19 protein-coding genes are annotated in these 25,542 nt (G+C 47.2%); 11 read left to right on the plus strand and 8 right to left on the minus strand.

Features of this window, described 5'->3' with window-relative positions; all coding sequences use genetic code 11:
* Window positions 1-15 precede the first annotated feature (15 nt).
* The 5 genes from BP95_RS0108985 to BP95_RS0109005 all read left to right on the plus strand — a co-directional run bounded on the left by BP95_RS0108985 (window position 16) and on the right by BP95_RS0109005 (window position 5,759).
* The gene (locus BP95_RS0108985; protein WP_028531957.1) at window positions 16-702 is read left to right on the plus strand and encodes a TFIIB-type zinc ribbon-containing protein; all 687 of its coding nucleotides are present in this window, start codon (window positions 16-18) and stop codon (window positions 700-702) included.
* Between the two features lie 138 nt (window positions 703-840).
* A complete protein-coding gene (locus BP95_RS0108990; protein ID WP_028531958.1) occupies window positions 841-1,524 on the plus strand; it encodes a hypothetical protein in 684 nt (227 codons plus the stop codon).
* A 79-nt stretch (window positions 1,525-1,603) separates the two neighbouring features.
* Complete coding sequence (locus tag BP95_RS29960) at window positions 1,604-3,091, plus strand: ArnT family glycosyltransferase (protein ID WP_231515079.1); 1,488 nt, start codon at window positions 1,604-1,606, stop codon at window positions 3,089-3,091.
* 107 nt (window positions 3,092-3,198) lie between these two features.
* The gene (locus BP95_RS0109000) at window positions 3,199-4,605 is read left to right on the plus strand and encodes an erythromycin esterase family protein (RefSeq protein ID WP_028531959.1); all 1,407 of its coding nucleotides are present in this window, start codon (window positions 3,199-3,201) and stop codon (window positions 4,603-4,605) included.
* A gap of 203 nt (window positions 4,606-4,808) precedes the next feature.
* Entirely contained in the window at window positions 4,809-5,759 is a 951-nt protein-coding gene (locus BP95_RS0109005; protein ID WP_051614032.1) for a helix-turn-helix transcriptional regulator, read from the plus strand.
* 245 nt (window positions 5,760-6,004) lie between these two features.
* Here BP95_RS0109005 and BP95_RS0109010 read toward each other — a convergent pair whose 3' ends face one another.
* From BP95_RS0109010 to BP95_RS0109020, 3 genes are all read right to left on the minus strand, one after another.
* A complete protein-coding gene (locus BP95_RS0109010) occupies window positions 6,005-8,335 on the minus strand; it encodes a S9 family peptidase (RefSeq protein WP_028531961.1) in 2,331 nt (776 codons plus the stop codon).
* 189 nt (window positions 8,336-8,524) lie between these two features.
* Complete coding sequence (locus BP95_RS0109015; protein ID WP_028531962.1) at window positions 8,525-10,873, minus strand: S9 family peptidase; 2,349 nt, start codon at window positions 10,871-10,873, stop codon at window positions 8,525-8,527.
* Between the two features lie 183 nt (window positions 10,874-11,056).
* On the minus strand, window positions 11,057-12,508 hold the full coding sequence (locus BP95_RS0109020) for an esterase-like activity of phytase family protein (RefSeq protein WP_028531963.1): 1,452 nt from the start codon (window positions 12,506-12,508) through the stop codon (window positions 11,057-11,059).
* 413 nt (window positions 12,509-12,921) lie between these two features.
* Here BP95_RS0109020 and htpG point away from each other — a divergent pair, with 413 nt between their 5' ends.
* On the plus strand, window positions 12,922-14,799 hold the full coding sequence (gene htpG, locus BP95_RS0109025) for a molecular chaperone HtpG (RefSeq protein ID WP_028531964.1): 1,878 nt from the start codon (window positions 12,922-12,924) through the stop codon (window positions 14,797-14,799).
* A 91-nt stretch (window positions 14,800-14,890) separates the two neighbouring features.
* Here htpG and BP95_RS0109030 read toward each other — a convergent pair whose 3' ends face one another.
* Together BP95_RS0109030 and BP95_RS0109035 are read right to left on the minus strand one after the other, a co-directional pair.
* The gene (locus tag BP95_RS0109030; RefSeq protein ID WP_028531965.1) at window positions 14,891-15,976 is read right to left on the minus strand and encodes a serine hydrolase domain-containing protein; all 1,086 of its coding nucleotides are present in this window, start codon (window positions 15,974-15,976) and stop codon (window positions 14,891-14,893) included.
* A complete protein-coding gene (locus BP95_RS0109035; protein WP_028531966.1) occupies window positions 15,973-16,542 on the minus strand; it encodes a TetR/AcrR family transcriptional regulator in 570 nt (189 codons plus the stop codon). Before BP95_RS0109035 ends, BP95_RS0109030 begins: the two co-directional genes overlap by 4 nt.
* Window positions 16,543-16,840: 298 nt before the next feature.
* Here BP95_RS0109035 and BP95_RS0109040 point away from each other — a divergent pair, with 298 nt between their 5' ends.
* From BP95_RS0109040 to BP95_RS31835, 4 genes are all read left to right on the plus strand, one after another.
* Window positions 16,841-17,383 (plus strand): sigma-70 family RNA polymerase sigma factor, encoded by a 543-nt coding sequence (locus BP95_RS0109040; RefSeq protein WP_051614033.1) that lies wholly within the window; start codon window positions 16,841-16,843, stop codon window positions 17,381-17,383.
* Complete coding sequence (locus tag BP95_RS0109045; protein ID WP_028531968.1) at window positions 17,370-18,785, plus strand: DUF4179 domain-containing protein; 1,416 nt, start codon at window positions 17,370-17,372, stop codon at window positions 18,783-18,785. Before BP95_RS0109040 ends, BP95_RS0109045 begins: the two co-directional genes overlap by 14 nt.
* A gap of 52 nt (window positions 18,786-18,837) precedes the next feature.
* On the plus strand, window positions 18,838-19,830 hold the full coding sequence (locus BP95_RS0109050; RefSeq protein WP_021255387.1) for an Asp23/Gls24 family envelope stress response protein: 993 nt from the start codon (window positions 18,838-18,840) through the stop codon (window positions 19,828-19,830).
* 79 nt (window positions 19,831-19,909) lie between these two features.
* Window positions 19,910-20,962, plus strand: coding sequence for a hypothetical protein (locus BP95_RS31835; RefSeq protein WP_021255386.1), 1,053 nt, complete (start codon window positions 19,910-19,912; stop codon window positions 20,960-20,962).
* Window positions 20,963-21,061: 99 nt separating this feature from the next.
* Here the strand turns inward: BP95_RS31835 and BP95_RS0109060 are convergent, their stop codons facing one another.
* Together BP95_RS0109060 and BP95_RS0109065 are read right to left on the minus strand one after the other, a co-directional pair.
* Window positions 21,062-21,880 carry a WcbI family polysaccharide biosynthesis putative acetyltransferase gene (locus BP95_RS0109060; RefSeq protein WP_021255385.1) on the minus strand — a complete coding sequence of 273 codons (819 nt, stop codon included), beginning with the start codon at window positions 21,878-21,880 and terminating at the stop codon, window positions 21,062-21,064.
* 70 nt (window positions 21,881-21,950) lie between these two features.
* Window positions 21,951-22,643: a glycosyltransferase family 2 protein gene (locus BP95_RS0109065; RefSeq protein WP_021255384.1), complete on the minus strand. Its 693-nt coding sequence runs from the start codon at window positions 22,641-22,643 to the stop codon at window positions 21,951-21,953.
* 288 nt (window positions 22,644-22,931) lie between these two features.
* Here BP95_RS0109065 and BP95_RS0109070 point away from each other — a divergent pair, with 288 nt between their 5' ends.
* Window positions 22,932-23,963 carry a LacI family DNA-binding transcriptional regulator gene (locus tag BP95_RS0109070; protein WP_021255383.1) on the plus strand — a complete coding sequence of 344 codons (1,032 nt, stop codon included), beginning with the start codon at window positions 22,932-22,934 and terminating at the stop codon, window positions 23,961-23,963.
* A 192-nt stretch (window positions 23,964-24,155) separates the two neighbouring features.
* Here the strand turns inward: BP95_RS0109070 and BP95_RS0109075 are convergent, their stop codons facing one another.
* Window positions 24,156-25,061: an NAD-dependent epimerase/dehydratase family protein gene (locus BP95_RS0109075; RefSeq protein WP_028531969.1), complete on the minus strand. Its 906-nt coding sequence runs from the start codon at window positions 25,059-25,061 to the stop codon at window positions 24,156-24,158.
* Window positions 25,062-25,542: the final 481 nt, after the last annotated feature.

Genomic DNA, 25,542 nt, shown 5'->3' on the forward strand with positions numbered 1-25,542 from the left:
GGTGAACTGAATTCCATGGGTGGTTTATTACGCACAATAGGAAGAGTGCTGCTCTTTTTGCAAGTTGCTTTTATTTTTGGCTTTTTCGTAAGCTTATCTCGTGTTACTCCTGCTGATGATCCGGTAGGGAAGCTGGGATTCTCTGTATTTGTATTTGGGATTCCAGGGCTCATGTCGTTCATCGGCGGCAAGTATTTGAAGAAACGTAAGGAAACACGGAAGAGGATGCGGGAGCAGAATCTGATTCCGGCACGCGATTCGTTAAGAGTGAGCGACTTGCTTCGATTCATCGGCTATATCATATTGTTCGGCATCGAGTGGAAGTATCTCACTGTATTGGCGGAGTGGCCAGTACCTAAGTCTCAATTAACGACAATCTATGGCGTAGGGCTATTCTTCTTCATCCTTGGTATCTTCATGCTCTGGCGGGCTTCTCGAATCGATGCGAAGGCAGATGCGTTGTACATGCAGCAGCAAGCAGAGAACATGAACCCCTCAGACGAAGATAACGAAGACGATGAAGAAGAGAATGAGGATGGGGATGACGAACCGGTACATAGTCGTGCTGCTGCAGAGGTGGCTGCCAGTGCGCCATTGCTTCCGAAGATGGTCAGCTGCCCCGGATGCGGCGCTCAGACCGAGGTACCTCCTCGATCTACTGCTTCTTGCGACTATTGCGGATCTGCGGTTCCGTATGAGTAAGTGTAGCACATAACTAAGCGATGATTGTTGCTGAGCAGTAGAGAAATCTAGAGAAATTCGAGATTGTTAAGCGAAATAGGGCTAAATACAGGGCTATAGATGATTTTAGTAGAATTCAGGAGGAATGGGAGACATATAATGAAGAAAGGCTCTTTTTTAAAAGTAGTAGGCGGAATCTTTTTATTTTTCCAAATCAGCTTTATCCTCTCGTTCCTTCTTAACTTGTCACAGCTTCACGAGATCGAGGATTGGTTCGGGAAATTGTTGTATTCTGTATTCGTATTCGGCATTCCAGGAATTTGTCTGTTCCGCAAGGGCAAGCAGCGGAGGACAAAAGCCGAAATCGAGCTGCAGCTTCGTCAGCGGGGCATATTACTGCCTGCCAATAAGCTATGGAGGGCCAGCAATTTCATGCAAGGCTTGGGCTGGATGATGATGTTATTCGTAGAGCTTGTGTTGCTGGGAAATATGATGATCTGGTCGGATATGCAGGAAGAAGTAGAGATGTTGTTTGTTTTTGTATTATTACTGGGTGTTCCGGGTGCTCTTCTCGTGTGGGCAAGCACGAAGCTAGATCGCAGTGCGGATGAAAAAGCTATGGTAGAACAGTATCGGGTACAATTGGTGAATGAGATGACCGATCTCGCTGAATGGGACGATAACTTTAAACCTTACGAACGTGCGGCCTCAGCTGCTGCCAACAAGCCGATGCTCCCAAAAGTAGTCGACTGCACGGGTTGTGGTGCCCAGATTAAGGTGCAGCCTGATTCTGTAGCAGCTTGTGAGTATTGTGGCTCCATGATGGCATACGATGCAGTGTAATATTATGGAGCTACTATGATTCAGAAATGATGGTACAATGAATGGGTTCATTTTATAAATAGGTGGGATATCCTTGGAGATGTCGTTACGCAAAGCGCGGATATGCAAGACACCGCTGCTTTTTATTTTGCTTTCATTTCTGTGTGTAATTCTCTTTTATATGTGTGGCGTCTTCATGGGGTACAGCCCAGATATGCTTATCCAAGTCCCATTCATTATGGCAGGTTATACGGCTTTTGTATTTATTTTGGCTTATTTAGCTTATCGGCATTTGCATGAGGAACGGGCATTTATCCTTTTTATCGCATGCTTAGCCTTCTGTATCCGGTTTATGTGGGTGCTTGTCGTTGATACGAAGCCGATGTCTGATTTTCAAATCATGTACGATGCCGCAGTGAAAATGTCGGTAGGGGATTTCTCGTATAAGTACAGCGATTATTTCCAGGCATGGACCTATCAATTAGGCTTCACGATGTATCAGGCGCTGATGATTAAGATATTCGGCACAAGCTTGCTGCCCTTGAAAATCATAAATGCACTCTGGTGCGCAGGCATCACGGTGTTGGTATATAAAATTGGACGGATTCTATTCCATGAATTTGCGGCGAAGTTCGCTAGCATCACTTACTGCTTCTTCATACCCAGCATTGTAATGAGCTCGGTATTGACGAATCAGCATTTGGCGACGCTTCTGTTCTATCTTGGGTTTTACTGTTTGCTCCAAAAACGAACGCCCAACTGGAGAGTAAGCATTACAATAGCGGTGGTGTTGTCACTTGGCAATCTCATACGTCCATTGGGCATTGTGATCCTATTAAGTATCCTGTTTTATGCCGTGATTTATCTAATCGTACTGAAGAAGGAGTCCATCAAGAAAGTGATCGGCTTCCTTGTTATTTTCATGACGACCTATTTTGCTGTCTTCTACCTGGTTAGCTTCATTGCGGTAGGAACGGGAATCTCGAATACGCCATTAGAGAACCATGATCCGATGTGGAAATTTGTATTGGGCTTCAATCGTGGGACAGAGGGGGCCTATTCGGAAGAGGACTTTAAAACAGTGTCGCAATATCCGTTAGGAGAAGAGCGAACGCGTATTGAGAAGGAAATGGTATGGGAGCGTCTGTCCAATGTTGGAGAGCTGTCGAATCTCTTCCTAAGTAAAATTCGGCTTATGTGGGGCGAGGTTGATGCGTTATTTTGGAGCCTGAATACGAACAGCGTGAGCAGTCTATTCGGTTTGATTCATACGTATTCGTATGTCAGTTACTTTGTCATTATCTTACTGCTGTTCTTAGCCGTCGATCTTCTTATTCTGCGCAGGGATACCGAACATAAGTATCTGTTCCTCATTCTATTAATTCTCGGCTATATGGGCGTGCATCTGTTCATTGAAGTGCAGCAGCGGTACCGATACTTCATTATGCCATCGATGATTATCATTGAAGGGTATGGCGCTTACGCGCTCGTTGTCGTCATGTCCCAGTGGAAGGAGCGCATCCCATTCCGCCGGCTGCTGCGACTGCGCGTGAAGGATGCACGACAAGAAGTCGCCGAGGAAGCGTGACCTTGCTTTTTTTAAACCAAACTTAAACGTGAGCCATCCTTGCCCTTAACCTTCTCGATTTATGCTGTTTATGTAAGACAACAAAGACATAATCAGAAGGTGAAACAATGATAGGATGGAAGCGAGCACTCATTATGGGGGCGGCAGTCTGCATGATTGCCTGCACCTCAATCGCCAACAGCGCAGCAGCAAGCAGCATTGAAGTAGGTGAGGCGAACATGGCAATCAGCCAAGCGTGGAAGCAGTGGGTCAAGGAGCATGCGAAGCCGGTTGCCATTCATGATGGGAGCCATGGAAAGGAACAGGAAACGAAGGAACGATTTCAGGATCTTCAGTTTCTGAAGCCGTTATTGCAGCATAAGCGAATGGTCAGTCTAGGAGAAGCGTCACATGGTGCATCGGAATACAATTCGGCGAAGGTTCGGCTGGTTCAGTTTTTGCATGAACAGCTCGGGTATGATGTACTCGCGTTTGAATCGAATCTGGGCGAGACATCAGCTGCGTTTGTGGAGATTGGCAAGCGCACACCTAAAGATATGATGAAGAGTTCGATCTTTGGTGTATGGCAGGTGGAGGAGAACTTGCCATTATTCGAGTATATCGCGCAGCAGAGCAAGACGGCACGGCCGCTTATTTTGACAGGGATTGATGTACAGGGTACTACGGAACCGTTCATTGCATTTGTGGAGAAATGGTTCGCCCAAGTCGACAAGAGCAAAGCGGTATCGTTCGCGCAAACGGAACGATGGTATTTGAAGGTGCATGCCTACAAGGATATGGAGCAATTCAAGCGGGAGCAATCGCTGCTGATTGCGAAGTATCAAGTATTCCAGACGTTCGTGAAGGAGAACAAGACGAAGCTGCAGGCTGTTCACCCTGAGCAACCAGAGATCGTTCCCATTATGGAGCGTGTGCTGCAGAATCGCATCGATATGCTGGAGACGTACTGTGAACGAATGGTGAAGCTATTCGCTGGGATTGAGCCTGAGCGACAGATGAAGGAAGCCAGCTATATTCGGGATGAGCAAATGGCGAGCAATGCCGCATGGCTTGCCGAGCGGCTGTATCCCGATAAGAAGATCATCGTATGGGGGCATAATTATCATGTTCGAAAGCATAATTCGACGATGGTAACCGAGCATAATGGTTTTGGCTTCGACAATCACCCTTATCCGACAATGGGGGAGATGCTGCCATTCTCGCTGCGGAAGGACAATTATGTGATCGGATTGTATGCCTATCAAGGAAGCTCCAGCAAGAATAGCAAGGATACCGAGCGCATCACGCTGCCGCATAATGAAGGAAGCATAGAGGCGCTGCTTAGAGCAGGAGGCCACCCTAATCAGTTCTTGGATCTCACACAGGCGAAGCTTGAACCGGGTACATTATGGATGTTCACTCCTCGTATTGCTAAAGCGTGGGGCGTACTTGAGGAGACGATGGTCGTTCGGGATCAGTATGATGGTCTATTGTTCGTGGATACGATTCATCCGTCACGGCGACTTGCGCAATAATATAGGTTGAATAGGGCTGCATACGGGATGCAGCTCTTTTTTTTGTGTGCTGGAGGAGGATTCCCGCCTGCTGATTTCGCCCTTTCAATTGCACATTCGGTATCGCCTGTTTGGTCAATCATGATATGATAGAAGAGAATGGTTTCCAAGCTAACCCAGATTGGATTGGGAACGGGATCAGAGTGGAAGAGGAGGGGAAACCGATGATGCTCGAGCGTCGAGAGTTGCAGCAGAAGCCCATGCCACAGGATGTCCAATTTTATCGCGCTGAGAGCGAGATCGGAACACCGCTGCCTTTTAAAATATATCGTTGGAACCATGCGGGTGGCAGCATACGTGATCATACGCATGACTATTTTCAAATCTGGTATGTCGTGAAAGGCGAGTTCATGCATACGATCAATAATCACACGTATCGGATGGTGAAGGGCAATATTTTTGTAATCCCACCATACGCCGTTCATCGAGTGACATTAGTGGCCGGTCAAGGAATTGACATTATTGGACTTGAATTTCTCCCGCATTTTATTGACGAGCAGTATCAGCCGCATAATGGAAGCAGAGGGAGGTTCGACTACTCCTATCTGGAACAGTTCATGCTGGATGAAGAACATGTGACTCCGAAGGTGGCATTATCGGGAGCGACTGATCTTGAGGTATCGAAGATTCTGAATGATATGCTGGACGAATATCAGCAGGCTAATCGTTATTACGAACTGGTACTCAAGGCAGATCTGCTGAAGCTGATGACGATGCTTGTGCGAGAGATGGATCGACAGCGTAATCCCGATGACGTGGATGAACGATTGGGCAAATTCAAGGAATTGATGACGGCCGCGATTCATTACATTCATGAGCATTATAATGAAGAGCTGCGCCTAGAGATGATCTGCCGCAAGTTTAATATTTCGAAGACATACTTCTGTGATTTATTTAAACGATTTACCGGTAAGACGTATAATGATTACTTGGTCGATATTCGGATTCATAAGGCGGCCGCGATGCTGCTCGATACCGATATGTCGGTAACGGATATATGCTTCCAAGCGGGCTTCAATGACGTTCCGTACTTTTCCCGAGTTTTTAAGCGCAAGACGGGGGTAACGCCAAGTCATTTCAAAAAGAACGCTTTGTCCGTGTGGCAGCATAGCTAGATGAACTCAGGGGATGTCTATGGCAGGCTCAAGCTGTAACCTCTTGCCTTCCGTAGATGAGGGACCAGCATGTAAGGAGAGAAATAGCTCCAAGTGAGTAATGAGCAGTTATTGCCGCATCGTATGCAGAGATATTGATAGCGAAAATAAAAAGAAAGATCGGGTCCAGCGCATCAGAGACATCTGACTGCTGAAACCCGATCTTTTTTACATTGTTGTGGGCGAATATGGCCAGACGAATCTAATCAATGTTTCAGATGTGTATCCAAAAACTTCACCATGGCATTGTAGAATTCGATGCGGTTTTCCTCATTGTTGAAGCCGTGGCCTTCGTTGTCCTTCACCATATATTCGACGTCAACGCCTCTCTTCTTGAGGGCTTCGACGATTTGATCGGATTCGGCTTTGTTCACGCGCGGATCGTTGGCGCCCTGCGCAACAAAGAGCGGCGTTGTGATTTTGTCCGCATGGAATACAGGAGATACGGACTTCAGCATGTCTTTGTCCTTCTCCGGATGACCGATGCGCTCATAGAACATGTTGCGGTTCGCTTCCCAATAAGGCGGCAATGTATCAAGCAGGGTGAAGATGTTGGATACCCCGACATAATCGACGGCTGCTGCATACATGTCCGGCGTAAACGTAATGCCGGCTAGTGTCGCATATCCGCCGAAGGATGCACCGTAAATACCGACGCGCTTCGGATCGGCGATGCCTTGCTTGATTGCCCATTGTACGCCATCCGTGATGTCATTTTGAATGTTGCGGCCCCACTGCTTGTTGCCAGCGTCGATAAATGCTTTTCCGTAACCCGTAGAGGAGCGGAAATTAACCTGCAGCACGGCATACCCGCGATTAGCCAGCAGCTGAGCTTCCGTATTGAAGCCCCACATGTCGCGGGTCCATGGACCGCCATGCGGATTGACGATCAGAGGGAGATTCTCTGGCGTCTTATTCTTCGGCAGCGTTAAGTAGCCATGAATCGTCATGCCGTCTCTGCTCTTATAGGAGATCGGGTGCATGTCAGCCATCTGTTCTGGATTGAGCCAGTCACTCAGGTTGGCAAGCAGCGTCAATTGATCCGTTGTGGAATCATAGTAATAATACTTGCCCTGCACTTTGTCAGTGGATAGGCTGACGATGAGCTTGGTCTTGTCTTCATTGTAGTCGTTGATGCCGATTTCGCTTTCTGTTGCCTGCAGCTTGTGCTGAAGTTTTTTGTGCAAAGCCTCGAATGATTCATCAAAATATTTCACATGTACTTTATCCGTTATATATGCAGTCATGAGCAGTTTATCCTGCTTATGGTCATACACCGCTCCTGCCAGATCGACGTCCGGATGGGAGTAGATCAGCTGCTCATTGCCCTGAAGGTCGTACTTGACGAGCGCGGACTTGTCGCGTCCTTTATTCGATACAGCATAGATTGTCTTATTGTCCTTGGAGAAGCCGAGCGGGTTAACATTGTCGCCGCCTGATGTCGTAATGAATGGCTTGAATTCGTCTTGCTCTGTCGCGCGGTACAATACGACGCCCTCGATGCCGTCTGAAGCAACGGCAAGGCGAATTTTGCCGTCATGGTCGGCAATCCACTCTTGAATGTCGCCAGGATTTTTCGCGACCAGCTTCGTTTCGCCTGTCTTGACGTTCAGCTTGTATACGTCAAATGCCTTGGCGTCTTCCTTGTTCATGGAGACGAGAATCTCGTCCTTAACGCCGGGCAGTGCACTGACTACGCCGACCCGAACCTTATCGAAAGGCGTTAATTCCTTCTCTTCGTTGCCGTTGAACGCCGCGGAGTACAGGTGGAAGTTCTCGTCTCCGCCCTTGTCTTTCAAGTAGAGGATATGATCGCCTTTCCAGAAGAAGCCGGAAATATCGCGATCCTTGGAGCTCGTTACGCGCACTGGCTCGCTGGAACCGTCCATCTTCTGTACGAAGACATTCGAGCGATTTTCCCACGCTGCTGCATAGGAAATATAATTGCCGTCCGGAGACAGCTGATAGGAGAAGCTTCCAGGGTTGCGCATGAAATCTTCGACGGAAATTTGCGGCACTCCCTTATTGTCGATGCCTGAACGGCTCAGCTTCACAACGTTCTCGAGTGCGGATGCAGCCTCGCGCAGAGTCGCTGCGTTATTCTCATGCAGTTTCCCATCTGGGAATCCCTTGAGCAAGCCCAGCGTCTTAGCGCGTTCCGCATAATCGTTCAAGCTCTTCTCGTCTTGCTCCTTGCCAAGCGCACGAACGAGGATGCGGGCAATCTCGCCGCGTTTAATCGGCGTATCAAGAGAGGTGAAATCTCCGTCAGCCACCAAGCCTGCATTCTTAGCAGCCTTCATTGGCTCGATTCCGTGTTGGTACGTAAGTGCCAATACAGCAAGGCGGACGAATTCGTCAACGGAAACCGTAGACGTCAGCTTCGCATGTTCATCCAAAATTCCTTTGGACGTAAGCGCCTGAATCCCATTCTGGTACCAAGTTGCAGCTTCGGCCGGCTTCTGCGCCATGACGGACGTCGGCAGCGATGCGGCAAGCACGGCCGCGAGTGATGCAGCAATCCATTTCTTTTTCATTGAAAAGAACCCCTTTGTATACTTGTATATGTTCATAATTTGAACTTTCCCAAGTATATACGTAAAAATTGGGATTGCAGGATTCATGTAAAATATAACAGTCAGGTTAATTTACTGTATTTATACATCGCCATTCATACAGAAAAAGGGCCCTTTCTCATGGGAAAGAGCCCTTTTATGGATTGGAAGCTATTTTGTTAAATGGGTATCCAAGAACTTCACCATGGCATTGTAGAATTCAATTCGATTCTCCTCGTTGTGGAAGCCATGGCCCTCATTGTCCTTCACCATATACTCCACATTAATGCCTCTCTTCTTGAGTGCTTCCACCATTTGATCAGATTCAGCTTTATTTACGCGCGGATCATTGGCCCCTTGTGCGACGAAGAGCGGTGTAATGATCTTATCTGCATGGAACACAGGGGATACTTCCTTAAGCAGCTCCTTATCCTTCTCTGGATGCCCAATCCGTGCATAGAACATATTACGGTTCGCTTCCCAATACGGCGGCAGTGTATTCAGCAGGGTGAAGATGTTGGACACGCCTACATAATCGACGGCTGCTGCATACAGATCCGGCGTGAATGTTATACCGGCAAGCGTTGCGTATCCTCCGAATGATGCGCCGTAAATGCCGATGCGGCTTGGATCTGCAATGCCTTGCTTGATTGCCCATTTGACGCCGTCCGTAATGTCATTTTGAATATCCCGTCCCCACTGCTTGTCGCCAGCATCGATGAACGCTTTGCCATAACCTGTTGAGGATCGGAAGTTAACCTGCAGCACGGCATATCCGCGATTAGCGAGCAGCTGAACCTCGGGATTGAAGCCCCACTCATCGCGAGCCCAAGGCCCGCCGTGAGGATTCACGATAAGCGGGAGCTGTTCGGGCTGCTTATTTTTGGGCAGTGTCAAATAGCCGTAGATCGTTAAGCCATCTCTGCTCTTATAGGAGATTGGATGCATATCGGCAAGTTGATTCGTTGTAAGCCAGTCGCTTAAGGCAGCAAGTAGCGTCAGCTTATCCGTCGTTGAATCATAGTAGTAGTATTTTCCCTGCACCTTGTCATTCGACAGACTGACGATAAATTTCGTTCTTGCGTCGTTGTAATCATTGATTTGGATTTCGCTTTCTGTTGCCTGCAATTTTTGTTGCAGCTTTTTGTTCAGAGCCTCGAAGTCCGCATCGAAGTAATAATTATGCTTCTTGTCTGTGATATAGGTAGCCATGAGCAGTTTATCTTGCTTGTCATCATATACTGCACGATCTAAGTCGACCTCAGGATGGGAGTAGAGTAGCTGCTCCTTGCCCTGCAGGTCGTATTTGAGCAGCGCAGTTTTATCGCGGCCCTTGTTCGATATCGCATAAATGTTCTTGTTGTCCTTCGTGAAGCCAAGCGGGTAGACGGTTTCTCCTGTATCTGTTGTAATGAAAGGTTTAAATTCATCGTCCTCTGTATCGCGATAGAGCACTGATCCTTTAATGCCATCCGTAGCAACAGCCATGCGGATGGCGCCATTGTGATCGGCAAGCCAAGATTGGATATTGCCAGGGTTTTTCGCTACAAGCTTGGTAGCCCCTGTCTTCACGTTCAGTTTATAGACATCGAATGCTCTCGCGTTATCCTTGTTCATCGTAATGAGTATTTCGTCCTTCACATTGGACAGTGTGCTGACTACCCCGACGCGAACCTTATCGAATGGAGTGAGATCCTTCTCCGCATTGCCGTTGAATGCTGCCGAATATAAGTGGTAGTTTTCATCTCCGCCTTTGTCCTTTAAGTACAGGATGTGATCGCCCTTCCAGAAGAACCCCGCAATATCGCGATCCTTGGAGCTAGTGATGCGTGCAGGCTCGCTCGAGCCATCCATCTTCTTCACGAATACATTCGTCCGGTTCTCCCAAGCTGCCGCATAAGAAATGTAGTTGCCGTCCGCAGACAACTGATACGAGAAGTTGCCAGGGTTGCGCATGAAATCCTCAACGGAAATGAGCGGTACACCCTTGTTGTCGATTTGAGCTAGACGGAGCTTGCGCAGGTTGCGAAGTGCAGAGGCAGCTTCCCCGATAGTCGCGTCTTTATTTTCATGAAGGCTGCCGTCTGGATAGCCAGTAAGTAAGCCAAGAGATTTAGCACGCAGCGTATATTCGATCAATGTCTTCTCGCTGCGTTCCTCTGTGCCAAGTTCATAGGCGCGAACGAGGATACGGGCAAGCTCCCCGCGCGTAATCGGTGCGTCGAGAGAGGAGAATTCCTCAGCTTCGACCCAGCCTTCATCCGCAGCTGCCTTCAGTGGGTCGATTCCATGCTGGTAGGTGAGCGATAGTGCGGCATAGCGGATGAAGTCCTTTACTGGGATTGTGGACGTTGGTTTTGTCTGCTCGGGAAGAATTCCTCTGGAGACGAGCGCCTGAATCCCTTCTGTATACCATGATGAGGCGGCAGTAGAAGTGGACTTCTGCTGCGCCATGACAGTCAGCGGAAGCGATGCAGCGAGCATAGCAGCGAGTGTGGCGGATATGACTTTCTTTCTCATGACTTGAATAACCTCCTTATATGTACAGACCCATATATGTATATGAAGAAGCTTTTTATTTAGTATTTGGATCAATTGTATGTATTAGGTAGGTTATATGGAATCGTGTGAAATATACGCGAACACCCCGGATAGACGCTGACTGCTGACGTCCGTTCCGGGGTGCTGCAAGTAGGTGTGAAGTTATTGGATGGAGTAAGGAAGCTTGAATGTCCACAGTTCAGTGCCGTTGTCGGACGAGCTGCTGTCCACACCGAAGTCGTTATCATTGACGATTACGAGTTTGTTGCCGTCTACGAGGGATACACCTTCAATTTTCTCATATGGATATTTGAATTCAACCGCATCCAATACAGTACGCTTCGCAAGCGGCAGAATGCTGTTGGATTTCAGATCAGCAAGAGACATTTGCTCCAGTGTCTTGCCAGACTTCTCGTCGTCATACTTGCCAAGAATATTCGTAGCTGTCGTGAGATCAACCGCATAAATACGCTTCAATTGAGCTTTATCGCCTGCATTTTTGTCACGTTCGTCAATCAGCAGCGTATTCTCGTTGATGGCTACCACGTCCGAGATGACAATGTCTGCTTGATCCAGACCGGTGAACTGCTTGGCATCCTCTGTCACATATACATATTCAGCCACTGGCTGCAATGTCGCGAGATCGAACTTGATGATGCGCAGTTGCCGCGAGTTGTCTGTAGACTTGTCTGGATTTCGCAGCGGGCTTTGCATAGACATGAACATGTACTTGCCGTCTGGCGTAATACCGACGCCTTCAGCACCGCGATTTTGGCGAAGCTTATTGTATACGGATGGAAGCACTTCTCTAGCTGGTACAAGCGGTGTAGAGACTTGTGCAGCCCATCCTTTTGGAACAATGCGCTCAATAATCGTACCGTCGCGCTTCACATGAACGATGGAAGGGCCGTATTCATCCGAGATCCAGAACGTGTCATCCTTCGCGTTATAGGCAAGACCCTCGATATCGAGTCCGTATGGATCGTAGGCTAAGCCTTTTTCCCCTTTGGCATCGAATGGGGCTTCGTCACGACCTTTACTATTCGGAAGTCCGGTAATATGAGCATTTCCCGTCGTCGGATTTTTACCATTCACCTTGAGTGGGATTTGCTCCAATATTTTAATTTCATCTTTATCGATTTGAATCTTGTATAAGCTAGGTGTATAGCTTGCTAACGGGAACGTCCGGCGAGTTTTACCGCCAACTTCAACTTGGCCGTTCGGGCCACGGTCAGCAGTCGAGTAGAACACATTGTCAGGATCCCCAGGCACGTGAGTCAAGGATGAACCGATGCCCATCTTAACTCCTTCAGCTAGATCCGCTGCATTGAGCTTATACTTGCCAGTCAACTCAGGCTTGTCCGTCAACGCAACACTGCCTCTGAATTCATCCCAATCTACATATTTGCCGGTTACTTCACTAAGTGCGCGGAGAGGCATGTATAAGCGAGAGTCGATTTCTACAGCCGGCGAAGTAGGTGTAACAGGTTGCCCGTTGTTCGTGTACGTAACGTGAGATGCAGGTACGCTATCGGCAGCTTGTACCGAAGTAATTCCTGTTCCAGCTGTCCATGTCAATGCGGTTGCTAGCGCGATCATAGCTTTCTTTTTCATTTGTCATGTCCCTCCATAAGATGAATCTTTAAAATGTGCATTCTTGTCTGTTCACCTGGATTATAACAACCGCTTGTTAAGGTTATGTAATGGAAGGGTTAAGGAGATGTAATGGAAAACTTGAGAGTTTGTAAATAGAGGGGCATACAAATAAAAACGGAAATTGGGAGGTAAAGTCTAGCGATAGGCTTGTATGCTTCCAGCATCATTATCTGCTCGATATAAGAGTAAAAATTTATATCAGAAAATCCCAATTTTGAACGTAATATAGTTGACAGTAAAAAATAGACTAGGTACACTATTACTATATTGTTAGCACTCTGTGTAGTGGAGTGCTAATCCATTACTTACTATAATGATAATGACTACGTGTAAGTAATGACATGAAAAGATATGAGAGGGGATTTTTATTCATGGCTAAGAAGCAATTCAAAGCAGAATCCAAGCGTTTGTTGGAAATGATGATCAACTCGATCTACACGCAGCGGGAAATCTTCCTTAGAGAGCTCATCTCCAATGCGAGCGACGCGATCGACAAAATGTACTATAAAGCCTTGTCCGATGACAATGTGGTGTTCAATAAAGAAGATTACTTCATTAAAGTATCGGTTGATAAAGAGAACCGTACGTTGACAATAGCCGATACAGGGATCGGGATGACGAAGGAAGAACTGGAGAACAACCTCGGCGTTATCGCGAAGAGCGGCTCCCTTGCCTTCAAGACGGAGAATGAAGCGAAGGATGGCCATAACATTATCGGCCAATTCGGTGTAGGCTTCTATTCCGCATTCATGGTTGCTGATGTCGTGACGGTAATTAGTAAGGCGTTCGGCAGTGACGAAGCGTTCAAATGGGAATCGAAGGGTGTAGACGGTTACACGATAGAGCCTAGCGAGAAGGATGTGCCGGGTACGGTTATCACATTGAAGATCAAGCCGAACACGGAAGATGATCAATATGACGAGTATTTGGATGAATACCGTCTGAAGTCGATCGTGAAGAAATATTCGGACTTCATCCGTTACCCGATCAAGATGGATGTGACGAAGCATCGTCCGAAGGAAGACGACGATAAGGAATTCGAAGCGTATCAAGAAGAAGAAACAGTGAACAGCATGGTTCCGATCTGGCGCAAAAATAAGAATGAGCTGACGACAGAAGACTATGAGAACTTCTACAGTGAGAAGCGTTATGGCTTCGACAAGCCGCTGAAGCATATTCATATCAGCGCTGACGGCGCTGTTGTATATAATGCGATCTTGTACATTCCAGAGAATACGCCATTCGACTATTATACGAAGGAATATGAGAAGGGGCTTGAGCTGTACTCGAACGGCGTGTTGATCATGAACAAATGCGCAGAACTGCTCCCAGACTACTTCAGCTTCGTGAAAGGGATGGTCGATTCCGAGGATCTGTCCTTGAACATCTCACGCGAAATGCTGCAGCATGACCGCCAGTTGAGCTTGATCGCGAAGAATATCAAGAACAAGATTAAGAGCCAGCTGCAATCCTTGATGAAGGACGAAAGAGAGAAGTACGAGCAGTTCTTCCAATCGTTCGGCAGACAGTTGAAGTATGGTGTGTACAGCGACTATGGCATGAACAAGGATGTGCTGCAAGACCTGATCATGTTCTACTCCTCCAAGGAGAAGAAGTTGGTATCGCTGGATGAGTACGTGGAAAGAATGCCAGAAGATCAGAAATACATTTACTACGCAGTTGGCGAATCGATCGAACGCATCGAGAAGCTGCCGCAAACTGAGCTTGTGTTGGATAAGGGCTATGAGATTCTGTACTTCACAGACGACATTGATGAGTTCGCGATTAAGATGCTCATGAAGTACAAGGAGAAGGAATTCAAGAACGTATCGAGCGGCGATCTCGGCATCGAATCTGATGGCGATGACAAGTCTGCTGACGAACAAGACGAAAACAAGGAACTGTTCGAGGCGATGAAGGACATCTTGAAGGATAAGGTGAAGAGCGTTAAAGCCTCGAAGCGCTTGAAGTCCCATCCAGTATGCTTGTCTGCAGAAGGCGAAGTATCCATCGAGATGGAAAAAGTGTTGAACGCGATGCCGAACAACCAAGCGGTGAAAGCCGATAAGGTGCTCGAAATCAACGTGAACCACGAAGTGTTCCAATCTCTGAAGAACGCTCATGCATCCGATGAAGAGAAGCTGAGCCTGTATACGAACCTGCTGTACAGCCAAGCGCTCTTGATTGAAGGCTTGCCGCTGCAGGATCCAGTGGAGTTCACGAACGATATGTGCAAGATTATGGTGTAACGAAGAGGTCTTCTTCGATACAATGAAAGAAATCAGGATAGAAGATTACCCGCTGTCGGCCCAAGCGCTGGCAGCGGGTTTTTGCGTTTGGCTATCTGCACTTCAGAAGGACATCAATGGCCTTGAACATAATGCGGACTGCCTTAGCGGTGGATCGCAGTTGATTCAAGCTGCCGATCAGATAGGCATCGAGGGCGGGATGATAGAACATAACGGTTCCGGAATAGCCCCATGCGCCCCACGCATTATATCTTGCCGGGAATAGGATCGGAACGGTTCGAAAGCGGACAATGCCGTACCCATAATCCACGCCCGGCCTGAACTTCGTCCATACTTGCATGCGCTGGAGGCTTTCGTTGGATATCAACTTGCCGCTCGTAAGAGCCTTCATGAATGTCAGCAAGTTCTCTGAGGTCGATATTAAGGCGCCGCCTGCGTATTCCATGCTGATGCTTTTGTAATCGGTAATTGCAGTCTGGCCTGCATATAAGTCGGCCATGGGATAAGGGTCTTCTACTGCCGGTGTAGAATAAAACGCCATATGCGTATGATGGAGCTGCAGCGGTTCGAATAAGTAACGGCGAAATGCTTCATGGAGTGGATTGGATGTGATATTTTCGATGAGTAGGCCTAATAAGTGGTATCCGGTATCCGAGTAATGGATTCCCTGTCCGGGTGGGAAGTGGGACGTCAGATGCTCCTTGGACCATTGGATAACCTCCTGCGGCGTCCATTGGCGCGAAGGTTCTGAGGTGAATAGATCGAGCATTCGAGGGCCTCGCCTTGGCCGATCCTCGAAGTAATCGTTCAGTCCAGATGTATGACCGAGCAGATGCTTGATTTGAATTTGAGTAGAGTAATCGGTGCCCTTGTATACATGGAGCTTGTGCATCAGCTCCGAAGGAAGGTAATGATGGATGGGATCTTCGTAGGTGAGTTTGCCCTCTTCTGCGAGCATTGCCGTAAGTACCGAGGTGAACAGCTTGCTTATGCTGGCAATATAATAGCACTGCTGCGGAAGAGATGGCTGACCTCGTGTCGTGCCTTCCGCCATGTTCAGATGAATGCCCAAGGGCTCACAATGTACGAGGAAATAGGCGTTGTGAAGCTTGTGATTGCGCTGAATAACGCTTCTAAACTGCCGCTCGATTCGACTCATCGCTTCCTGACGATTCATAATTGCTCCCCTTTCTGCCGCATGCGGGCGGCAGCGATAATATCGGCGGACGTACTGTCCATGACCTCAATGTCATTGAAGCCTTCTGGCAGCAGGCTATTAGCCGTCATAACGGACAGACCTAGTGTAAATATTCTCATCTTAAGCAGAATAGGCATCAGCTCTTCGTCTGTGAAATCGGCAAGCTCCGGATCGGTCTTCATTCTGTCGATAATGCTGTTCATTTCGCTGGGCTCATGCTGCAAATAGGGGTTCGGTCTCATGACCATGTCGCGGAACAGGAGCGGGTATTCCCGTGCGAAGCGGAGTGTGGCAACGCCAATATCATGAAATGGCTGGCCCGTATCCTGACTGAGGAGATATTCGTCGCTGAAAGCAAAAATACGCTGTACGACCACTTGAATGAGCTCCGCAACATCTGTGAAGTTGACATAAATAGGCGCAATTGAGCTTCCCAGATGTTCTGCGACCTTGCGAATCGTAATGCTGTAAATTCCTTCTCGCATGGCAATGTGGAAGGCGGCATCAATGATCGTATCCCGCGAAAATTTCGTCTTAGGCGGCATAGCGGGTCTCCTCCCTAGTAGGCATCCAAATCCAATGAAATATCATCTGATACATATCAAATGATATTTATATAATCAGTATATATGTGACAGGTAGATTTTCAATACCTCATCAGGAAAAATACGGAAAATATATTTATTTATACATCTGTTCGCCCCTTCTTAATTGGGGAGGTTTGTCATGAACGGCTTTTTGTCCTGCCAAAATGAAATGTTGTTTGGATGGAACCAACTTCCTTCATATCCAATCTAACGTAATAGAATAAGCTTATTCAAATCTTGAGGGAGGATTATCAATGTGCTAACGGTGGACGAAGTAAGGCTGGCACAGCAGGGAGATTGCGAAGCATTTATTCGGCTTATTACAGGTATGGAGCGCAGTTTATATCGGGTAGCACGTTCCATCTTGAAGCGGGATGAGGACTGCGCTGATGTGATTCAGGAGGCGATATTCAAGGCGTTTCGCGCGATACATACTTTACGAGAACCTGCCTACTTCCAGACATGGATGTTCCGTATTGTAATGAATGAATGTCATCAATTAGTCAGCAAGCAGAAGCGGGTTGTCGTCATGGCTGATCTTCCAATGAAGTCGGCAACTGCTGCGGACAATGAGCATATCGAGTACTTGGATCTGATCGCGGAGATTGATCGGTTGGAGGATAATCACCGCATCGTCATTTCGCTGCATTATTTTGAGGACATGTCTGTGAGAGACATTGCAGAGCTGCTGGACACAACAGAAGGAACGATTAAGTCGCGCTTGCATCGGGCCCGTGCAGCGTTGGCGAAGGTGATGGACAATCCTTTTGAAAGGACGGGCGACTATGAAACATGTTGATATGGAGCATGTGCTCAAGCAGGCGACTGCCAATGAGCCCCGCGAAGTCCCTGAAGTGGTGCGGCAGCGCTACGACGCTACCTATGCAGAGCTGCGAGACCTGGCGGCTAAGCGGGATGCTGTGCCAGATGTTGTGAAGCAGAGTGTAGTGCAGTCCGTTCACGCGCTGCGATCGAATGCAGCAAGCCGACAAAAGAGACGCTTGCGCCAAGTCGCCGTCATAACGGCAGCGGTATCTTTTATCGGCATGGGCATTATCGGTTCTGGGTTTGTGTCGCCGGTGATGGCGCAGACATTGAAGAAGATTCCGCTTCTGAATACCGTGTTCACGATTGCGGGGGACTTAGGGCTGCAGGCAGCGGATGAAAAGGGGCTCGTCGATAATGTCAATCAAAGCGTGACGATAAACGGAGAAACGCTGAAAGTATCCAAGGTCATGTACGATGGAGCAAGATTATCCGTGGGCTTCGTTCAGCTGGCGCCTGGGCGAAAAATCGAACAGGTAAAGCTGGCGATTGACGGTGAACTCGATCATTTTGCAAACAGTTTACGGGATCGCATCCTATCGGAAGACGGCAAGACGGTAAACAGTGTCATTAACTTTACACCTAACTGGAATCTACCCGATGAGTTCGAATTGAAGCTGTTTGTGTTCTTGGAGGGAATGGAGCAGGATCGATTCGAATTCAGCTTCCCCGTGAAAAAGGTTGCTTCGCGAACCATCACATCTGACATGGTCAGAAAGTACGGGGAGTCCGTCGTGAAAGTAGATAAAATCGAAATGTCGGAAGTGTCAACGCGGGTTATTTTGAAACACGAGCATCCACACCGTCCTAAAGAGTTGATGCCATTGGTACTTAATGTTGCCATCTTCGATGATCGCGGAAATGAACTCCAGCCAATTAACGGGAGGGATGGATCAGGGACGTTGATTAATGGGATCGAGCACATTACGTGCAACTTCAATTTCGCACCGTTCCAACGTCCACCGAAATCGATTACGTTGAAGCCGTATTTCAGAATATTTTCTAAGAAGCCATTGTCTCAAAATAAAACTACGGTTAACGAAATGCCAAGCGAAGAGAAGCCACTTATTCTCAGCCAAGGAGCGGCTGGACATTTGGAAGTGACGCGCATGGAATGGAAGGATACCAGACTTTTTGTTTATTACAACAAGGTTGGTGACAATCCGTTCGATAACGGTCGTCGTCTATATGTGGAAGACGAGCAAGGGCAATTGCTCATCGATGAGCAAATCCGGGTGATCGATCCCGAGAATTATCGCTTTGTCGCGGAATATGACCAGGTATCGCCCGATCAGAAGCTGACGTTCGTGACGGAAGATACACCACTGGTGGATTACATCAAAGACTTGGAAATGACAATCCCCTTAACGGAATAGGTACACAGAAAAGGAACATATCAACTGACAATGCTGAAGGGAGCAATTTCAAATGAAATCATGGAACAAAGTATGGATATGTATGACGGCAGCAGCGCTTGTACTGACAGCTTTACTTGCAACGGAATCTTATGCGGCGAAGACGGTCACACAGGCAAGTGATCAGAATACGATGAAGCTAACAGATGTAGATAAGGAGATTCAAGAGAAAATAAAAAAAGAGGTTCGTGATTTGTCAGGCTTGTCTATCGTTGAGGCCGATGTGAACATGGAAGGAGTGAACTTGACGATTACTTTCAAAGACAATATAGGGAATATGATGATGAACAAGAACACGAAGGAAATCGTGTTTTTGAACCTGCGCCTCACCTTCGATCAATTAGAAAAGGCCAAGCAGGACAAGATGATTGGCTTGCTTAAGGAGCTGAATAATAAACGGAAGTATGCACCGAAACAAGTGGATCTACATAAATCCCCGAATGAAACCCGTATTTCAATGCTGGGTGAGGATTTTGCCGCTTCCATGACAGATCAGGATCATACCGCTTATATCGACTTCTCCTATAAGAATATAGACGCTTCAGTACGGAAAAATGCAGAAGCAGCTTTGAAGAAATTTTCGAACGGCGGAAATCCAGCATTAACGAAAGCCCAACTGCACAAGTTCGTGAACAATGATCCGAAAATGAAGGAGGATTCCTATGTATGGCGAATTAGCGGCGGTGATGAAGAGCAGTGGATAGGCCTGGAGATCGGTGCTGTTACGGGTAAAATCTATGATGTTCTTATAAAGAAAATGGATGTTCCTGAAAAAGATAAAGCATATGCGGATTTGGACATCAAGAAGGTGAAGGCTGCGGTAGAAGCCAAAACAAAATCAATATTCAATATAAACTTGAGCGGGTACGAGGCGAAGCAGGAGTCGAAATACGGAAGTAGATTTATTTTTACGAAAAAAGGCAGTCCTACGATAGCGGCCAGTGTGGATTTAAAAGGGAATTGTTACGGTATCAGTCTGATGCCTGAGAACGGAAAGAGGAATTAATGGGCAAAGCCCTAGGTAAAGCTTGATTAAAGTTCTGGATTAAAGTTCTGAGTGAGGATAAAATAGGAAGCTGATATATATGGAGATGAGGGATCTATTCATTAACCGATACAAAGTATTTCTTTTATCTGTAATTGCAGCGCTTCTTATGGCATCCATTCCGGCACCTGCATCCGATGCAGCGGCGGCTAATTCGAAGCAGGGTGAGCCGGGATTCACGAAGAACGTTATGGATTTGGACAAGGAGATGGTGGAGAAGGCGCAGGAGGCTTTGAAGCCGTTCATAAATGAGGAAATTGAATTTGAGGGCGTTCAATATTCCCATGAAATCGATGGGAAGAAAGTGCCTGTTCTATATTCGAAAGCATTCCGAACCGTAACGAATCCCGTAAAAGGTGATAAGAAGATAAGGGCAGCAGCAGTTGCAATAAAAGAACAAACCGGTGAAGTCTACGAAATCACGCTTGATCCTCAGCTATTATCCTTGGACGAGGGCATCCGGACGAAACTTAAATCAACCATTAAGGAAACAGACCAGAACCTTTCATATGACGATATTGATACGTTGAGCATAAGTGGAACAAGTGGTGAAATCACCGCCATAGGTTCTTATCTTCTTGTCTTCGACTCAAAGAGTGGAAAAGTGCGAACTGCAATTTATGATGTGCCGATGACTCAGCTTAATCAGGAGACCGTTCAGGCTGTCCGGCAGGCGGTAGGTGCATTAACTAGCGGAAAAAAATTGACGTTCGACTCCATCCAACGCTTAGTAGTGGAAGGGACTGATAGTTATTCATTCTCTGAGTATGAGCAATCGATAATTGTGTGGGTGGATAGGGCTACGAATAAGGTAGAAGCCATAGTTTGGAGCAAAGAAAGCCCGGTTTCCCGTTCTAAGGAAGAGTTAAAGAAGAAGTTCGCTAAGCCAAAGTATACCGCCGCACAAGCAATAAAAACAATGAATCCGATGATTAAGAAGATATTCGGCATCGACGTGACAGGATACCAAGTGAAGGTAGAGGATAACAACTATACATTTTTGAAAAAGGGCAGTCCAAGCATTTCGGCGGCTATAAATGAAAAAGGAAAGGTCTATGCATTAACCAGAGAACTTGTGGCGAAATCAAAATAGAAGACCGAGAATGTTTTGAAGACAGAACAAATCAGAGAGCTGAGTGCTCTCTGATTTGTTTACATATGATCCGGGTTATTCGATGAGATGATGTGAACCCTACACCGTTTGCAGTTCTTGGCTGTGAATATCCACGTACCGTGCGATATATTCTTGGAAGGTGAACTTCTCATCTCCCAGCGAATAGATACGAGCACCTGGCTGCAGAAATCTCAGATCCAAATGCTTAATGACGCTTGGATAAATAGGGTGAATCAAATCGATGAAGTCTGAATCGTAAAAGGCTTTCGCAATTTCCATCGTAGAAATTCCGATTCGCTGCAAAATGTTCATCGCTAAGTAGCGGATAATATGGTAGCGGGGATGGCACACCGTGCAGAATAGATGCTCCTTCTGATAATGCTGCTCGATGAAATTCGCAAGTGGAATATCAATGTCGAATTCGCGTTGACGGAGATTATACATGAATTCGTTGTGGATCATTTGCAGTTCTTTGGCGGAATAGAATTGCTCGTCAGACAATATGGCGACAATTCGTTCCTTGCTCTCTCCTCGCTTCAATAACCGGAGAACGTTCTGATCCTCGTATCCATACAGCGTATTCTTGTTATTGTAAGTAAATTGAGGGTAGTAGGATTTGAAGTAGGCGTTGCCAATGCTAATTTTCTTGCAATGGGGCGGCAGCCTGCTTAACAAGTAATCACTAGACAAGCGCTCGCCGTAGGCATCGCTCGTCTTCATGTAAATGAACAAATCACAATCGTTCAGCACATGATCGCCGATACCGATCTCTTGGTTGCAGTTTTGGATAGGGAGCACATCTACCAGCTTATAACTGTAGCGGAATGTGTGAGATGCCATCAAATACCTGCGTATGGGAAATACGTGACAATTTCCGAATACAATACATTTTTTCATTCGATATACACTCCCTCATTCTATCTATGATAGACAGAGATAATCGAGCCTCGCGTTCCGTGTTCAGGGGTTACGTGACAGGAAGATAATTGTCAACGGGATTCAGCGGGAATTGATTGAATGGAAGGTGGTAGGTCTCTTTCCCTAGAGTACCGCCCCACTTGGTCTCATAATAGTGGTGGTACAACGGGAAGGTAACGTGATGGAGATGGGTGAGCAGGGGATTGGACTTAACCGTCGAAGCCCCGGCATTATGATGGGTCACGCCCAGTCCGGTTGGAACGATCGGGTATCCTGCCAGCACGACTCTTCGGTACCAGTCCTGATCGGAGAAGTACATAGGAAGCAGGTGGTCCCACGGTCCAGCAGCTCTAATTGCGTCCATGTGAAATGCAGCGAGCGTATCCAAGTTAGTGAAGGCGACGCCCCATCGATGCCCAGTCTGCTGCCATGCTGCTAGTGTAGCGAAGAATGCATCCGGAACGCCTTCATGAGCTTCTGCGTCGGAGTGCATATAGAGAACAGCGTCACATTGCCGCTCAGCGCCCCATCGATGCAGCATATTTTGCGATTGACTATGTGAGAAGGGAACAGGGGGCTCGTAAATCGAAACGATAGAGGATAAGGCTGCTTCATGACGGAGGTCATGGCTGTCTGAATTATCGATGATAACCGTATGCGGCCAGTAGGGCTGGATACTGGCAATGGCCCGATACAATAGATCAAGGCGATTCACATAAAAGATGCCGAGCATGTATTTCATCCTAGCGACCCTCCACAGGTTCCTGCACAAAGCGGATAGAACTGACCTATTGTTAATATATAATGCACGGCATTGGCTATTGGTCAGGGACAAAATGTCCCTATTTGCAAAAAAAAGCGGCTGAAGCCAAATTTCCCGAAACAGTGAGGGAAAGTGAGGGGAAGTGAGTGAACCGCGCCGCCTTGTACTTCATGCTTTTAAGTGCATGATCGCTGTGGTATGCTGTGATTTACAACTAGACTGCTTACCGACTTCGAAGAATAAGTCATACTGCCAGGGGAGGAGATCATGGTCAGACTGAAAGATATAGCAGAGAAGGTCGGAGTCTCGATATCGACTGTCTCACGCGTTATAAATCATGATGACAGCAGGCGAGTAAGTGAAGAGACGAAGCAGAAAATATGGCAGGCCGCCAAAACACTCAATTATCAGGTAACACCTATAGCCAATCCCAAAGCGCGTACCCGAACGCGGCATCACACATCTCCTATGTCCACTCATGCGATTGGCTGCATCCTATCACTTCCTGACAACAAGTACAATCATCCTTACTTTTCTCCGATTATTCAAGGAATAGAAGCCAAGCTGTTTGAGGCAGGAGCTTCACTTGCTTTTTTACATACCCAAGCTGAACTGAGAAGCACCACGTTGTTTGAATCCCTATTGAAGTCGTATCAGCTTAGCGGAATCATTTGTGTAGAAGGAATGGATCCTGCTCAATATAAGTGGCTGAAGGAGAGAGTGCCGAACATTGTTGGGATCGATGTAGCAGATCCGTCAATTCCGGTCATCTCCTACGATCGGATGAATGCGGCAAGGGTGGCGGTTGGTCATCTCATCACGAATGGGCACCGCAAAATTGGATTTATTGGAGGGAAAGGGCTGCTTGGACAACTGGAGCGGGAGAAGAGGTATCGGGGATACCGAATCGCTCTTGAGGAAGCGGGTTGTGTATGGAACCCGAATTGGGTCATTGACGCTGAATGGGATGCGGATCGCAGTTATGAACAGATGAAGCAGCTAGTACAACAAGTAGATCGGCCTACTGCGATGTTCTGTGCCAGCGATATGATGGCAATTGCTGCGATGCGGGCAGCGGCGGAAGAGGGACTGTCCATTCCCGGGGATCTTGCCTTCATAGGCATTGATGATATTGAGTTCGCCAAATACAGCTCTCCACCATTGTCGTCTATTCATATTCCGAAGTACGAGATGGGGTATGCTGCCGCGAAGGCTTTATTGGATGGACTGACGGATCCATATCCAGCGCCTTTCCGAATGCTGCTCCCTTTTTCTCTGATTGTACGCAAGTCTACCTAAGCGGATGAGGCTGTTCTCAATAGCTGTTAAACAGGAGATCAGTCCTATAAGATAAACGAAGACGCCTTTAAAGCCACAGTGTAGTGGGGGAAAGGCGTCTTTTGTCATGCATATTCACTCCCATGTAGGGGTCAAAATGTAAGACGGACTTTTGAACCGGATCCTTGAGTGTTTTACTTCGAGCCTGTCCTATTACGAACGGGAACTGATAATCGATGTAATGAGTTGAGGATACCAGTCCTGAATCGAGTCGAACTTGAATCCGTGCTGTGCTGCCTTGCTTGTATCCAGGCCCCATTGCTCCGGCACGCCGAACGGAGACAGGTGAGCGGTATCGAATGCTGCTGCCTGCTGTGGATCGGAAGTGTCTACGATAAGTGCAGATTTGCCTACTCCCTCTTCGATGAGCTGAATGATCTGACGGATCGACAGTACCCCGTCCGAGCAGGCGTTGACAGGCCCTTCGAAGTGCTGGTTTTTCAGCCAGAATAGGAAGCGGGCTGCTTCATCCGAAGTGATATAGCTCATCTCGGCTTGTGGATTCGGAAGTCCGATAGGAAGCCCCTGTTGTACATGCTCGATGTGGAAATGAAGCCGCTTCGTATAGTCATCCATGCCAAGCACGATTGGAAACCGGACGGCACATACGGGGAAGGAAGCATGCTGGAACAGGACGGCTTCAGCAAGCCGCTTGCCTTCGCCATATGCGATTTCCTGCGGAAGATTGGCTGGTATGGCGTATGTATATGGGGAGAATTCCTCTTCGGAATAGCCTATCTGCCCGAAGGGATAGACAGACAAGGTTGAAGTGAAGATGTACCGCTTCACCTTGCCAGCAAATATCTCACAAGCATGGAACGCATCCTGCGGGTGATAGCCGATATTATCGTACACGACATCCCATTCCGTGTCGCCGACAGCCTGCCGCAATTGTTCAGGCACTGTTCGGTCAAGATGGATACGCGTCACTTGATCACCGAAAGAATCCTCCGTATGTCCTCGTGTTGCAACGGTAACATCCGAGCCTTCTTGAATAAGCAGGTTTACAAGCTTCTTGCCAAAGAAGCGGGTTCCCCCGAGTACTAGCACTTTACTCATGTCATCAAACTCCTTCTCTTACCTGTTTATAGTGTGAAGGGGACGATTTATTCTACCTATGTTGTATTCGCCGATTGCACGGATATTCCTGTACGCCGTATTGAAACTGATCAACTCCATGCAATACGGAGAAGCTGAGGGAGATGCATAGTTTGGATATTTGCCCCAAATATTTAAAATTTGGTTGATGAAAAATTCATCCAAAAACGTGTTGACGGAGGAAAGTTTAGCGTAATATAATGACGACAAGCTTGCAGATGGAACCATTTTCAGTAAATGTGCTCGCTATATTTTTATCCAAACTTCAAGAGATTTTACCCCAAATATATTTGTCTTTTTTGCGCAAAGTGATTCAATACCCAAACTTAAGTACTTGGGTAGCACTATTATATTCCCATCACTTGACCATCAATCACGATCATCACACTAGAAGATCCATCACATCAGACACACTTCATATATTCACCATTCAGCATGGTGC

Origin of the sequence: Paenibacillus sp. UNC217MF, assembly GCF_000686865.1 — a bacterium.
Classification (GTDB): Bacteria; Bacillota; Bacilli; order Paenibacillales; family Paenibacillaceae; genus Paenibacillus_B; species Paenibacillus_B suaedae.